A 13,960-nucleotide genomic window follows, 5' to 3' on the forward strand; every position below is an offset into this window, starting at 1 on the left:
CTTGCTGACTATCCACCTTTATATCCCGAATGTGCCAAAGGCACTCTGGGAAAGGGGTTTAGGTCAAACGGGTCGCACCGTAGCTCTGCTGCATTTGCCTTGGGCAACTTGAGAAACAGCTCTGAGCAAATCATTAATGCTCTCCTGCCACTGCTCCAGGATAAGAATTCGATTGTGCGTCGCTATGCTGCATTTGCCTTGGGTAAGTTGGGAAACAGCTCTGAGCAAATCATTAATGCTCTCCTGCCACTGCTCCGGGATAAGAATTCGGTCGTGCGTCGCTATGCTGCCTATGCTTTGGGCAATTTGGGAAGCAGCTCTGGGGAAGTCATCGATACCCTCTTGCCACTCCTTCAGGATGGAGATTTCTATGTGTGTATTTCTGCGGCCTCTGCCTTGGGCAAGTTGGGAAGCAGCTCTGGAGAAGTCATTGATGCCCTCTTGCCACTGCTCCAGGATGAGAATTTTGTTGTGCGTGACTCTGCGGCCTCTGCCTTGGACAACTTGGGAAGCAGCTCTGGAGAAGTCATTGATGCCCTCTTGACACTGCTCCAGGATGAAAATTTTGTTGTCCGTATCTCTGCGGCCTCTGCCTTGGGCAAGTTGGGAAACAGCTCTGGGGAAGTCATCGAGCACCTCTTGCCACTGCTCCAGGATGAGAATTTTGTTGTGCGTGACTCTGCGGCCTCTGCCTTGGGCAAGTTGGGAAACAGCTCTGGGGAAGTCATTGATGCCCTCTTGCCACTGCTCCAGGATGAAAATTCTGACGTGCGTATCTCTGCGGCTTCTGCCTTGGGCAAGTTGGGAAACAGCTCTGGGGAAGTCATCGAGCACCTCTTGCCACTTCTCCAGGATGAGAATTTTGTTGTGCGTATCTCTGCTGTTTCTGCCTTGGGCAATTTGGAGAAAAAATATACTGATCTTGTTCCACGCCTTGTGGAATGGATTTCTGAGCATCAAGATTCAAAGTATGTTGGTCGAGGCATTGATGTGCTGTGCGATTTAGTGGCAGAAGGTTAAGAATAGGGAATAGGGAGTTGCAATGACAACTGTTTCACTAAACTTAGAATTATGCCCAATCCGCTTTGCTGTTCCCTGTTCCCTCTATTCCCCCATTCCAGGACAACAGAGCGCTAGACCAAGGTCAACGAGTTGGTAAAGTCAACGCTGGCAAATGCCGTTGCACCCACCGCAAACCCTTGACCGGAAATACTGCCACCGACAAAGACGCTACTGGTGACCGAAACATTACCGGTAATGTTCACCTGAATATTGGCAGTGCTAAAGGTCAACTGTGCTGGAGATACCCCATTCACTACACCCAAGACGGAGGTTACGCCATTATTGGTAACTTGGATAATCGTATTGCCATTTTCCACAGTCAACGTGAGGTCATTGGGAGTAATGCCACCGGTTAGACCAATGGTATCGCCAGGACGATAGTCCAGAATCACATCTGCTGTGGCTGCTGTGGCTGCTGCGGTGCTGGTGCGAAGGACAAATACATCATTTCCCGCACCACCGATGAGAGTATCCGTACCAAAGTCGCCACTGATCACATCATCACCAGCACCACCATTGATCAGGTCATTGCCTTGACCACCAAAGATGCCATCATTATCCGCACCGCCATCCAGAGTATCATTAGCTTCACCACCAGTGAGTTGGTCTTGACCAGCATCTCCATTAACGATGTCATTACCGCGATCGCCATTCCCTCGGTCGTTGCCATCACCGCAATTCACTTGGTCATTGCCTTGACCGCCATTACAAGTATCGTTACCCGTACCACCATTGACCGTATCATCGCCGCGATTACCATTGGTATTATCATCGCCCGCACCGGCATTGATTTGGTCGTTGCCCTCTAAACCAAAGATGATATTACTAGAGGCTGTACCGGAGAAGATATCATTACCAACAGTGGCTTGAAACGCTCCAGCCACTTCCACCACAATATTGACTGAGGAGGTTGGTGTGGCGCTGGGTGAGGGACTGGGTGTGCTGGGTGGGGCAACTGGGTCTACAACTGGACCCGGACTAGGAGCTGGCGCTGGAGCTGGCGCTGGAATTTGGGCAATTTCATAAAGCGTTGTCGTACCGCTGAATTCATTCCCGACTGCCAGTAAGGGATTATTATTCGGGCTATCCGCAGCAGGGATAAACGCCAATCCTTCGGGAGCGATATCTGTGCCATTGGGAGTAACGTATTGAACAAAACTCGGCGCGGTGGGGTTACTTACGTCGTAGACCATAATGCCGCCAATGCGCTCTAAGCCAATAAAAGCATAACTTCTGCCATTGACTACGCCTGTGGCGATCGCCTCTGGTTCTGCACCTTTATTATCGCTGCGACCGTCAAAACTCGTCTCGATATTACCATTCTCTAGCTCAGTTCCAGAGTTAAACAGGGCGGGAACCTGCTCGGAGGTAATGCGCCCAAAGTCGTCGCCACTGTCGTAAACTAGAGTGCCAGATTGGTTCAAAATGGAGAACGATCGCGCTCCGTAGGCAAACAGGCGATCGTAGTCCCCATCACCATCAGTATCCCCATCAATATTGGAAACTTGTAAGCGTCCGATTTGTTCGTCTTGCTTGAGATCGTCCCCATTGGGAAATGCTGTGGGATCTAAGGTTAAGTCCTTAATCCTTTCATCCTCATCGCGAGCATCTCCTTCATTGGCTATCACATAATAGGTTTGGCTGTTGGCTTCAAAAGAAGTGATCGAATCCGGCATATACATCCCGAACACCGGCCAGTTTTGTAGATTAATTGCATTGTCGCGATCGCTCGCATCCAAACGATTCCCTGGAAGACTGTGATCTTTCAAACCCAAGGGTATAATGTCTTGGACTGTCGCCGTATCGATATTCAAGATGGCGATCGCATTATTTTCCTGAAGCGTCACAAAAGCCGTACTGCCATTGGGCGAAACCGCAATATACTCCGGTTCCACATCTTCGGCAACCGTTTTATTCGGGAAGATACGCACCCCTTCGGCTCGCAGGCTATCTTCCTGCCCATTGAAAGCAGTAAAATTTGCGGTTACTACCGTTGCATTAGCCACCCCGCTGGAAATATCGATAATACTAATAGAACCTTCTGGATCTGTATTCCCCGGCTCCCCTTCATTAGCAACTAGCACTTTCTGCCCATCTGGAGTGAAAGTAACCATATCTGGCAATACACCAACGGTGACTGAATTGAGAAAATTGCCATTAGGGTCAAAAAAAGCAACCGCTCCTGGGGTTACCGCGTCCGCATTTTCCACCGCCACAGCTACCACCCCATTCGCTACCGCGACGCTATTAATTCCAGCACCTATAGAGGGGTCAATGTTTATGGTTGAAGTGAGAGTTGGGTCAGTCGGATCGCTGATATTCAGAACGTCAACGGCTGCACTATTGGCATTGACCACAAACAGGCGTTGGGTTCCCGGATCGTGGGCAACAATCTCCGCAGCACTTTCGTCGATAACCCCCGATGAGTATCTTCCAATCACCTTTAATTCAATTGCCATGCTTTATTCCTCCTACAAACCTGCCCGCATCCTACTAAATTTTGTTACCTCCAAAAATTAACAATTCCATATTTTACGGTTAAATTAAAACTAAGCTTAGATTAAAGCTATACATTAGATATGCAGCGATCGCGTAGCAATATTCGGTAAATTACCAACTATAATCATCGTCTAAATCATCATCTTCTGAAGAGCTTTCGTGCTCAATAATTCCCTTCCAAATTAGAAATACATCGGGAAAAATCGGATGATTCTGTCTAGAACTTCCAACAGTAAAGCGGTCAAAACAGTTTCTAAAAACGTGGGTAGCATGGGTAGCAAGTAAAACTGGGTTCAATTACAATACTGATGGTAGTGGAAAAATCCGATCAAAGGCTTTAAAGGTTTTAGGAGATATCTATTTATTTATGCCTCAGAGTATCGAACAGCAAAAGAAGCAGCGCCGATTGGTGGTAAAAGGGGCCGTGGCTGTAGGAGCCTTTTTGGTAACCGCCGTCGGGGGGTTTGGGGTACCGGCCTGGCGAGAGCAAGTGGAGGCAGAGCTGCAAACGGATGCGTTATTTGCCCAGACCCTTCTAGAAACCAGACCTGTCGCCGCCCTAACTCGTGCCATTGCTGCAACAGGGACAAGCGAAGACAAACTTGGCCAGGTCTTGCCCGAAGTGAAAGCCAGTTTAGCGGAAACGGTGCAAGTCAGCCGTGAACGCCACCAGTTTCTAGGTCATCAAAGTATAATCACCTCCATCGCCCTTACCCCCGATGGTTCCAAGGTGATTTCTGGCAGTCAAGACAATACGGTGCGGGTGTGGGATCTAGCTACGGGAGAGTCTTTAGCTGTTCTGGAAGGTCATCAGGCTTTTGTCAGCTCCATCGTCCTTACTCCCGATGGCTCCAAGATTATTTCTGGCGGTTGGGATAATACAGTCCGGGTGTGGGATCTAGCGACAGGAGAGTCCCTAGCTGTTCTGGAGGGTCATCAGGGTGTGGTTATCGCTATGGCCCTCACCCCCGATGGCTCCAAGGTTGTTTCTGGCAGTCGGGACAATACGGTGCGAGTGTGGGACTTAGCTACGGGAGAGTCCCTAGCTATTCTGGAGGGTCATCAGCTTTGGGCTACTTCCATCGCCCTCACCCCCGATGGTTCAAAAATTATTTCTGGCGGTGGAGACTCTACAGTGCGGGTATGGGATGTAGCTACAGGAGAGTCCCTAGCTGTTCTGGAGGGTCATCAGGATGTAGTTTACTCTATTGCCCTTACCCCCGATGGCTCCAAAATCATTTCTGGTAGTCGGGACAATACAGTGCGGGTGTGGGACTTAGCTACAGGAGAGTCTTTAGCTGTTCTGGAGGGTCATCGCAATGAAGTCAGCTCTATTGCCGTCACGCCCGATGGCTCGAAGATTATTTCTGGCAGTGACGACCATACCCTGCGGGTTTGGGACATCGCAACAGGAGAGTCCTTAGCTGTCCTGGAGGGTCATCAGGATTTAGTCACCTCTATTGCCACCCCCAATGGCTCCCAGGTCATTTCTGGTAGTTTCGACTCTACGATACAGGTGTGGGATTTAGCGACACGAGAGTCCTTAGCTGTGCTGAAAGGACATAACACTGTCCGCTCCCTTGCCCTCACCCCCGATGGCTCAAAAATTGTTTCTGGTGGTGGAGACCCGACAGTGCGGGTGTGGGACCTAACTACGGAAGATTCTTTAGCGATTCTGGAAAGACACCTCACCTCCGATGGCTCCAAGGTGGAGGCAGTAACTTGGCAAGATTGGTTAGAGATAGGATGCGATAGATTGCAGCTCCATTCTTCATGGGTTCGCGCCTCCCTTGAGCCATCCCCAGAGGAACGGGAGATGACCTTAGAAGCAATTGACACCTGCGAGCAGTTGGTCTGGAGCAATACGGAAATCGCCGAATTACGAATACAGCAGGGTTTAGCCATGGCGCAAGCTGGCGATACAGATGGTGCAAAGAAGCTATGGGAAGAGGCCCAGCGCTTGGATAAGGCCGTGTATGAGCAGTATGAGGAGCGCTTAATCAATTAACAATTAACCGCAAAACTCGGAGCCGTGATGGTCTCAACATGGCACTCCATTGTCCTAGCTGATGGTAGTGCAAAAACCCGATCAAAGCCTTGAAGTGTTTTAGGAGATATCTTTAGTTATGAGTCAGAATACTGAGCAGCAAAAAAAGCAACGCCGACGAGTAGTCAAAGGGGCAGTGGCAGCCTTTTTGGTAGCCGCTGCCGGGGGGTTTGGGGTGCTGGCCTGGCGAAAGCAAGTGAAGGCAGATCTGCGAACTAATGCCTTAACTGATGCCTTATTTGCCCAGGCCCTTGTGGCAACCAAACCTCGACCTGTAGCCGCCCTAACTCGTGCCATTGCTGCAACGGGGAGAACTCAGCACCAGCTTGGCCAGGTCTTACCCGAAGTGAAAGCCAGTTTAGCGGAAACCGTGCAAGTTAACCCTGAACGCCACCGGTTTCTAGGTCATCAGGCTACAATCACCTCCCTCGCCATTACCCCCGATGGCTCCAAGGTCGTTTCTGGCAGTTGGGACGATACGGTGCGAGTGTGGGACATCATTACAGGAGAGTCCTTAGCTGTCCTAGAGGGTCATCAGGAGGGGGTCGATGCCATTGCTCTTACCCCCGATGGCTCCAAGGTCATTTCTGGCAGTCGGGACAATACAGTGCGGGTGTGGGATATCGCCACAGGAGAGTCCTTAGCTGTCCTGGAAGGTCATCAAGCTTTTGTCGATGCCATTGCCATCACCCCTGATAGCTCCAAGGTCATTTCTGTCAGTGAGGACTCTATAATGCGGGTGTGGGATCTGGCTACGGGAGAATCTTTAGCTGTCCTGGAGGGTCATCAGGGTTGGGTCAGCTCCATTGCCATTACCCCTGATGGCTCCAAGGTTGTTTCTGGTAGTCGGGACAATACGGTGCGAGTCTGGGACATCGCCACAGGAGCGTCCTTAGCTGTCTTAGAGGGTCATCAGGAGGGGGTCAACGCCATTGCTCTTACCCCCGATGGCTCTAAGGTTGTTTCTGGCAGTTGGGACAATACAGTGCGAGTGTGGGACATCGCCACAGGAGAATCCTTAGCTGTTCTCGAAGGTCATCAGAAGGGGGTCACTTCCCTCGCTATCACCCCCGATGGCTCCAAGATTATTTCTGGCAGTTCGGACTCTACAATGCGGATGTGGGATATCGCTACAGGAGAGTCCTTTATCGTGTCGGATAATCAGACAAGCTTGATCGCCATTACCCCTGATAGCTCCAAGATCATTTCTGGCAGTTTGGACTCTACAATACGGGTGTGGGACATTTCCACAAGAGAGTCCTTAGCTGTTCTGGAAGGCGATCAGGTTTCTGTCCTCACTATTGCCCTGACCCCCAATGGCTCCAAGGTCATTTCTGGGGGTACAGATGCTACAGTTCGGCTGTGGGATCTGGCTACGGAAGATGCTTTAGCGGTGGTGAAAAGAGATCTCGATGGACCTGGGATTAGTTCTCCTGATGGCTTGATGACTATTTCTGGCGATTGGAAGAATCCCCTGCCAGAGTGGGTACTAACGTGGCAAGATTGGTTAGAGATAGGATGCGATCGCCTGCGACTCCATTCTTCATGGGTTCGTGCCTCCCTTGAGCCACTCCCAGAGAAACGTCGCCGAATTACGAATACAGCAGGGTTTAGCTATGGCGCAAGCTGGCGATCCAGACCGTGCTAAGAAGCTATGGGCACAGGCCCGGCGCTTGGATAAAGCCGTGTATGAAAAGTACGACCCTTTGAATTAGTATAAATTAATCATTAATAATTCACAAGCGTTAGAATTCCCAACAATCATACAAGCGGGATAATGCGGCGATCTCCAACCCAGTAATCAGTCAAGTGTTCAGCTAAAAAGAGCGTACTGATCAAGTAGATCTAAAGTTTGGCCTGAATAATGAGTACGGAACTCGGAGCAGTAATTACAGATGGAAATGCCGAGGGATACTATAAAATTACATGACATTAAAGGGGAACCAGTAATTCCCTCAATTATCAAATATCAAAGGCTTGAAGTGTTTTAGCAAATATCTATACTATGGATCAGAATACTGAGCAGCAAAAGAAGCAGCGCCGACGGGTAGTCAAAGGAGCAGTAGCAGCCTTTTTCGTAGCCGCCGCCTGGCTTGGGGTGCTGGCCTGGCGAGACCAAGTGAAGGCAGATCTGCGAACTGATGCCTTATTTGCCTGGACAGTTGTCAACGACCCACCTGAACTTGTACCCGCCCTAACTCGTGCCATTGCTGCAACAGGGAGAAGTCAGCAGAAACTTGGCCAGGTCTTGTCCTTGGTGGACACGAGTTTAGCTGAAACCGTGAAAGTCAGCCGCGAACGCCATCAGTTCGAGGGCCATCAAGTCACCTCTATGGCCATCACCCCCGATGACTCCAAGGTGATTTCTGGTGGTCAGGATCATATGGTGTGGGTGTGGGACATCGCTACAGGAGAATCCTTAGCTGTCCTGGAGGGTCATCAGGGCGATGTCATCTCCATGTCCCTCACCCCCGATGGCTCCAAGATTATTTCTGGCAGTGAGGATAATACCGTGCGGGTGTGGGACATGGCCACAGGAGAGTCCTTAGCTGTCCTCGAAGGTCATCAAGGTTGGGTCTTCTCCATGGCCATCACCGCCGATAGCTCCAAGGTCATTTCAGGGAGTACGACAGTACGAGTGTGGGACATCACCACAGGAGAGTCGTTAGCTGTCCTGGAGGGTCATCAGGATGGTGTCATCTCCATGGCCATCACCCCCGATAGCTCCAAGGTTATTTCTGGCAGTTGGGATAATACAGTGCGAGTGTGGGATATGGCCACAGGAGAGTCCTTAGCTGTCCTCGAAGGTCATCAGAGTGGTGTCACTTCCCTCGCCATCACCGCCGATGGCTCCAAAATTATTTCTGGCAGTTGGGATAATACAGTGCGAGTGTGGGATATGGCCACAGGAGAGTCCTTAGCCGTCCTGGAGGGTCATCACGATACGGTCAGCTCCATTATCCTTACCCCTGATGGCTCCAAGGTCATTTCTGGGAGTCGGGACAATACAGTACGGGTGTGGGATATGGCCACAGGAGAGTCCTTAGCCGTCCTGGAGGGTCATCAGGATGATGTCATCTCTATTGCTATTAGCCCCGATGGCTCCAAGGTGATTTCTGGCAGTTTGGACAATACAGTGCGAGTGTGGGAGGTGGCTACGGGACAATCTTTAGTTGTCCTAGAGGGTCATCGGAATTCCCTTAAAACCCTCGCCATTACCTCCGATGGCTCCAAGGTCATTTCTGGCAGTTTGGACAGTACCTTGCGGGTGTGGGACTGGGCTACGGAATTTTCTTGGGAAAGGCGGTTAGAGATAGGATGCGATCGCCTGCGACTCCATTCTTCATGGGTTCGTGCCTCCCTTGAGCCACTCCCAGAGAAACGCGAAATCGCCGAGTTGCGGATACAGCAAGGTTTAGCCATGACGCAAGCTGGCGATCCAGACCGTGCGAAGAAGCTATGGCAACAGGCTCGGCGCTTGGATAAGGTGGTGTATGAGCAGTATGAAGAGCGCTTGCAGAGGTAGCCCTTCGACTTCTCTCAAGGAACGGGAGATGGGGGATAGGAAGAGAGCAAGACTTTTTGATCTCAAGTCCAAATAATCAGTTTACCGAAAATTATGTCATTGCGAATGGAACGAAGTGGAATCAAGCTATCTGTACAGTTTTCAATTCTCAGTAAGTGCTTCTCTCGTTTTCGCTGATATACCCGACTATCGCCACGGCACTAAACTTAGTGTATTAGAAAACTCATTTCGTTGTTGCGCTTTAGCGCTAAAGTGCAACAACGAAAAGTGCAACATTGTACAGAATCAGAACGGGTCAGCTTGAATCCGATCCTGTGCGTTTCGAGACCGAAAGACTTCATACATTAACAAACTCCCGGCTACAGCGACATTCAAAGAGTCAGCCTGACCAACCATGGGAATGCGAACCAGATTGTCGCATATGGCTCGCTGTTGGTCGGAGAGTCCTTGCCGTTCTTCTCCTAAGAATAATAAGGTCGCTTGGGGATAGTGAAATTGATGAAAACTTTGCTTCCCATCGGGAGATGCACCAATGATGCAACCTTGATGCTGTTGTATCCAGGATTGCAAACATCGATAATTAGTACGGATAAATTTCTGATGGAACAAAGCCCCCATACTTGCGCGCACGGTTTCTGGGGAAAAGGGATCGACGGAGCGATTGAGGAGAATCAACCCAGCACCACCAACAGCCTCTAAGGTGCGAATGAGTGTGCCTAAATTACCTGGAGATCGGATGCGATCGAGGACGATCCAGCAGAGTCCAACATGGGGAGTAGTAGACTTTAGGGGAAGCCAGTTCTGTTTAACGATCGCCCCTACGCCAGAAGCACGGTCGGTTTGCGAGATACTGCGAAATTGTTCTGGAGAGAGGCGCACGGTGGGAATTCCGGAGCGCCGCAACTGGCGTACCAGTTTACGAGCTAAGGGGGCGATTAGAAGCTTTTCGCTGTAAAGGATAGTCTCTATTTTCAGGCGAGTGTCAGCAACTCGGATAAAGTTACGCACACCTTCGATAAAGAAGGTTCCTTGGGTATCGCGATATTGGCGATCGCATTGTAATCGTTTTATTTTTGCTAGAGTCCGGGTGACACTAGGGGATGGATGGCCAATCGTATTGTTATTGACCATCCTCCTTGCCGGCGATTCCCAGGCACTGAAGGTTACGGTGTAGAGTGTTCATCGAAGGTATAGGCTCATGCCATCTAGAGAACAGTTTACTAATGATATCTTATCCCAATTCGATCGAATTTACAAGCCAAGGAAGTGTGATATGACTAACTTGAAACAGATCTATGAAGTCGATGATTCTCAATGGTTAGAAGAAATAATTGAATTGTTGAGAAACAAGGATTTTGATCATCTCGATTTAGAGAATTTAGTTGAGGAATTAGAAGAGTTGGGCAGAGAAAAGAAAAATGCCGTTGCTAGTCTTTTAGAGCAAGTTATTCGTCATTTATTGCTCCTAGACTATTGGACAACTAAAGCGGAATATAACTCTGTCCATTGGCAAGGTGAATTGTATACGTTCCGAGTGCAACTCAAGCGTAAACTAACCACCAATTTAAGAAATTATTTGGAATCAGAACTTGATTCTATTTATCAAGATGCATTAGGTTTTGTTAAAATCAAAACTCAAAATAAGGTTGATTTTCCAGAAGAGTGTCCCTATGTTCTAGATGAGTTGCTTGATATATAGCGATTCACGTGGCAGAAGAGTAATGGTTAATGGGAAAAGTATTGTTCACGCTATAGCGGGTAGGGTGGGCAGAGGATAAAGTTGTCAAAGTCAATCAATAGCGGACTTCTGCTGCCCACCCTACAATCTACAATCCTTTAACCTAAAACCTTTGCGGCTGCGGTTACTCCTGCACCGGGAGTAAAGCCGGTATCGCCGAGAATTTGCAGGCTGGCTTCGAGGGCAGAAATGCAGGTGAGAATATCGCGATCGCCGACAAATCCCAAATGACCGACACGGAAAATTTTACCCTTCAAATGGTCTTGTCCGCCAGCTAAGGCAATATTAAACTGTTTGCGCATCGTAGAACGAATTTGCTCGGTATCTACCCGATCCGGTGCAACTGCGGTGACTGCGGGACTAGCCGCATCATCAGAGGCAAACGTGGGTAAATTCAAGGCTTTGACAGCTTCCCGAATGGCGGTTTTCGATCGCTGATGACGGCTAAAAATATTCTCTAATCCCTCATCTTTGAGCATCTGTAGAGCCACTTGCAAGCCATAAAAGAGATTCACAGGAGGGGTAAAGGGATTGCTGTTTTTAGCGGCTGTTTTGCGATACATGCCCAAATCTAAGTAAAATTTGGGTAAGGTTGCGGTTTCATAAGCATCCCAAGCTTTAGCACTAACGGAGACAAATCCTAATCCTGGAGGAATCATATAGCCTTTCTGGGAACCTGATGCTACCACATCTAACCCCCATTCATCGATGGGAACGCTAATAGCGCCTAAACTGGTGACTGCATCCACCATAATCAGCGCTTCGCCATGGGTTTTCACGTAGCGGTTAATGGTTTCTAAGTCATTGAGTACCCCTGTGGAAGTTTCCGAATGGGTGATAATTACGGCTTTAATTTGCTTTTCGGTATCTGCTTCGAGCTTTTCCCGGAAGGGTTCGGGATCGAGAGGTTGTCCCCATTCGGTGCTAATTACCTCTACTTCTAGGTTATAGGCTTTGGCCACTTTAGCCCAGCGATCGCCAAATTTACCATTCGATCCGACCAAAACGCGATCGCCTACACTTAAGAAGTTAATGATACCCGCTTCCATTGCCGAGGTTCCACTCCCAGCAACAATCAGCACATCATTCTGGGTTTGGTGCAACCACTTGAGATTTTCGGTCACCTCTTTCATAATCAAACTAAAGTCGCCACTACGATGACCAATCGTCGGTTTTGCCATTGCCAACAGCACCGGATCGGGCACTGGAGTAGGGCCGGGAATCATTAACATTAAGCTATCATCCATAACTAGGTTCTCCTATAAAATTCAAGGGCAGTTTACTATCCTACAGGGAATGGGGGACTAGAGGAAATAGTTTAGTGTTCTCTCCCGTCATACCATTGCTTTATAAAAGTGTGCTTAACAGGCGGCTAACAAGGGACTCAGAGAAACTCATCTTACCTCTCAAGGCTCAATTGATGGCAACTTGGAAGAGAAATACTTAAATTGACTATGTTTCCCGAAATTAATTTCTCTGATTTTCTCAAACTCGATCTTCGAGTAGGAACCATTCTACAAGCAGAAGATAATGTAAAGGCTAAAAATCCAGCCTATATTCTCAAAATTGATTTTGGCACTCTAGGTATCAAAACCAGTTCTGCCCAAATTACTCAGAATTACTCGAAAGAGAGTCTCGTCCATACACAAGTTGTTTGTGTGATGAACTTTGCTCCCAAACGAGTAGCTGGAGTCAAATCCGAAGTGCTAGTGCTGGCGGCGGTTTCTGAAGAGCAAGGAACAGTTTTAATTACACCGGATTTTAAGGTGGAGAATGGAGCCAAAATTAGCTAAATTTATGATTGCTTAATGCTCTTTACGTTTTTTCCTGGCGGCTGATTCCAGAAAGAGGCTTAAATAGAAGCACTATTATTTCTATCCAGGAACTGAAGTTGGATTTTTTGTATTTTGAAACCAGTTAAACAGGACAAATACCAGAAGTGTTGTCTTTATCATCGGGTGCGTCATTAACGCACCCTACAGCTTTTAAAGCTGGCAGTGCTGTTCAAGCACAACAACCGGATTAGAAGGTGGATCTTGTTGGAATTTATAAAATCGGAAGCCTAGAGTGATAAGCTGAAGAACCACGCTGGTACTAAAAATGAGACAATAGAAACGTTCAAAAGGACTCATATTTTCTTCTCCTTCCAGTCTTAAATTGGCTATGAGTCCATTATGGTTAAGCCTATTGAATATTGGAATAAACCCGTGTTAGTATTTGTCTATACAGCAACTCAAGATCCATAAACACTTGTGCAAGATGGAAAAAGAGCAGTTTGAGCGGAGTTTTCAACAGTTGACACCAAGACGTAAAGAGGTGTTAGAGCGATTTCTCTCAGGACAAGGAGACTCACAAATTGGTCAGTTGCTGTACATTACAGAAAATACGGTCAGACAACATATCCGCAAGCTTTGTATCGATTTTGGTTTAACGGACGATCTAGAGGGCGATCGCACTTCACAACGGCATAATTTAGTCGCCTTATTCGCCAAGTATAAACCGGAATTGGTCGGACAAGAGACAACAGCAGAGGAAGACGCACCGGAACCGGAGATAGAGCAAGAAACTCAGAGCGATCCGAACTTTGTGGGACGGGAAAAGGCTATAACCAATCTCAACACCCTTACAGCGCTTTGCGCTGTATTGAGGTACAATCTAAGGTGAAGAGATTTTATGGGTATTAAGAGGTAATGAAAGCATATGGGCACTTCTATTAATTGGCTATACCGTGAATTCATGAGATAATCAAGAAAGGAAAAGCAAGGGGAAAAACATGGGTCAAATAAGTTTTTGGGACGTAGAGAACCGTCAGAAAAAGCTAAAGGAGGAAAAACCGCTGCTCTCTCAACTCAATGAATTAGTACCTTGGGAAGAGTTTCGTCCAATCCTCGAATAAATTCATGACCGTAAACTCTCAAGTAATGCCGGTCGTAAAACCCTAGACGTTATCTTAATGTTCAAGTGAGTTATCCTACAAAAATTGTTCAATTTAAGTGACGATCAATTGGCGTACCAAGTCAATGATAGACTCTCGTTTATGAAGTTTCTAAATCTGGGCATAGAAGATCCAGTGCCCGATGCTAAAACG

Annotated in this window: 12 protein-coding genes; 9 read left to right on the forward strand and 3 right to left on the reverse strand. The window is 48.1% G+C overall.

Annotated elements, in window-relative coordinates:
- Nucleotides 1-1,020: HEAT repeat domain-containing protein (locus J7529_RS23975; RefSeq protein ID WP_318731066.1), on the forward strand; the 1,020-nt coding region annotated here is incomplete at its 5' end.
- 113 nt (nt 1,021-1,133) lie between these two features.
- Here the strand turns inward: J7529_RS23975 and J7529_RS23980 are convergent.
- Nucleotides 1,134-3,521 carry a choice-of-anchor I family protein gene (locus tag J7529_RS23980; RefSeq protein ID WP_318731067.1) on the reverse strand — a complete coding sequence of 796 codons (2,388 nt, stop codon included), beginning with the start codon at nt 3,519-3,521 and terminating at the stop codon, nt 1,134-1,136.
- A gap of 407 nt (nt 3,522-3,928) precedes the next feature.
- On the opposite strand from J7529_RS23980, the gene J7529_RS23985 reads away from it, so the two are divergent.
- The 3 genes from J7529_RS23985 (at nt 3,929) to J7529_RS23995 (ending at nt 9,134) form a co-directional block, all read left to right on the forward strand.
- Nucleotides 3,929-5,569: a WD40 repeat domain-containing protein gene (locus J7529_RS23985; protein ID WP_318731068.1), complete on the forward strand. Its 1,641-nt coding sequence runs from the start codon at nt 3,929-3,931 to the stop codon at nt 5,567-5,569.
- A gap of 118 nt (nt 5,570-5,687) precedes the next feature.
- A complete protein-coding gene (locus tag J7529_RS23990) occupies nt 5,688-7,256 on the forward strand; it encodes a WD40 repeat domain-containing protein (protein ID WP_318731069.1) in 1,569 nt (522 codons plus the stop codon).
- Nucleotides 7,257-7,613: 357 nt separating this feature from the next.
- Entirely contained in the window at nt 7,614-9,134 is a 1,521-nt protein-coding gene (locus J7529_RS23995; protein WP_318731070.1) for a WD40 repeat domain-containing protein, read from the forward strand.
- Nucleotides 9,135-9,419: 285 nt separating this feature from the next.
- Here J7529_RS23995 and J7529_RS24000 read toward each other — a convergent pair whose 3' ends face one another.
- The gene (locus tag J7529_RS24000) at nt 9,420-10,265 is read right to left on the reverse strand and encodes an RNA methyltransferase (protein ID WP_318731071.1); all 846 of its coding nucleotides are present in this window, start codon (nt 10,263-10,265) and stop codon (nt 9,420-9,422) included.
- Nucleotides 10,266-10,407: 142 nt separating this feature from the next.
- Here J7529_RS24000 and J7529_RS24005 point away from each other — a divergent pair, with 142 nt between their 5' ends.
- Nucleotides 10,408-10,833, forward strand: a complete 426-nt coding sequence (locus J7529_RS24005) for a DUF29 domain-containing protein (RefSeq protein ID WP_318731072.1) — start codon at nt 10,408-10,410, stop codon at nt 10,831-10,833.
- Nucleotides 10,834-10,970: 137 nt separating this feature from the next.
- On the opposite strand, the gene J7529_RS24010 is transcribed toward J7529_RS24005, so the two are convergent.
- Nucleotides 10,971-12,119, reverse strand: a complete 1,149-nt coding sequence (locus tag J7529_RS24010) for an alanine--glyoxylate aminotransferase family protein (protein WP_318731073.1) — start codon at nt 12,117-12,119, stop codon at nt 10,971-10,973.
- 207 nt (nt 12,120-12,326) lie between these two features.
- Here J7529_RS24010 and J7529_RS24015 point away from each other — a divergent pair, with 207 nt between their 5' ends.
- From J7529_RS24015 to J7529_RS24950, 4 genes are all read left to right on the forward strand, one after another.
- Nucleotides 12,327-12,665 (forward strand): tRNA-binding protein, encoded by a 339-nt coding sequence (locus J7529_RS24015; protein WP_318731074.1) that lies wholly within the window; start codon nt 12,327-12,329, stop codon nt 12,663-12,665.
- Between the two features lie 466 nt (nt 12,666-13,131).
- Nucleotides 13,132-13,536, forward strand: a complete 405-nt coding sequence (locus tag J7529_RS24020; RefSeq protein ID WP_318731075.1) for a LuxR C-terminal-related transcriptional regulator — start codon at nt 13,132-13,134, stop codon at nt 13,534-13,536.
- A gap of 109 nt (nt 13,537-13,645) precedes the next feature.
- Nucleotides 13,646-13,768, forward strand: coding sequence for a hypothetical protein (locus J7529_RS24025; RefSeq protein WP_318731076.1), 123 nt, complete (start codon nt 13,646-13,648; stop codon nt 13,766-13,768).
- An 84-nt stretch (nt 13,769-13,852) separates the two neighbouring features.
- Nucleotides 13,853-13,960, forward strand: a 108-nt coding sequence (locus J7529_RS24950) for a transposase (RefSeq protein ID WP_413038979.1), incomplete at its 3' end; no start/stop codon positions are given.

Source organism: Roseofilum sp. Guam, assembly GCF_017746735.1.
In the GTDB taxonomy this organism is placed as follows: domain Bacteria; phylum Cyanobacteriota; class Cyanobacteriia; order Cyanobacteriales; family Desertifilaceae; genus Roseofilum; species Roseofilum reptotaenium.

Bases quoted from the DNA above. Each gene is read 5' to 3' on its own strand.
- J7529_RS23980 (WP_318731067.1), bottom strand. From the start codon at position 3,521: ATGGCAATTGAATTAAAGGTGATTGGAAGATACTCATCGGGGGTTATC.
- J7529_RS24000 (WP_318731071.1), bottom strand. From the start codon at position 10,265: ATGGTCAATAACAATACGATTGGCCATCCATCCCCTAGTGTCACCCGG.
- J7529_RS23990 (WP_318731069.1), top strand. From the start codon at position 5,688: ATGAGTCAGAATACTGAGCAGCAAAAAAAGCAACGCCGACGAGTAGTC.
- J7529_RS24005 (WP_318731072.1), top strand. From the start codon at position 10,408: ATGACTAACTTGAAACAGATCTATGAAGTCGATGATTCTCAATGGTTA.
- J7529_RS24020 (WP_318731075.1), top strand. From the start codon at position 13,132: ATGGAAAAAGAGCAGTTTGAGCGGAGTTTTCAACAGTTGACACCAAGA.
- J7529_RS24010 (WP_318731073.1), bottom strand. From the start codon at position 12,119: ATGGATGATAGCTTAATGTTAATGATTCCCGGCCCTACTCCAGTGCCC.
- J7529_RS24015 (WP_318731074.1), top strand. From the start codon at position 12,327: ATGTTTCCCGAAATTAATTTCTCTGATTTTCTCAAACTCGATCTTCGA.
- J7529_RS23985 (WP_318731068.1), top strand. From the start codon at position 3,929: ATGCCTCAGAGTATCGAACAGCAAAAGAAGCAGCGCCGATTGGTGGTA.
- J7529_RS24025 (WP_318731076.1), top strand. From the start codon at position 13,646: ATGGGTCAAATAAGTTTTTGGGACGTAGAGAACCGTCAGAAAAAGCTA.
- J7529_RS23995 (WP_318731070.1), top strand. From the start codon at position 7,614: ATGGATCAGAATACTGAGCAGCAAAAGAAGCAGCGCCGACGGGTAGTC.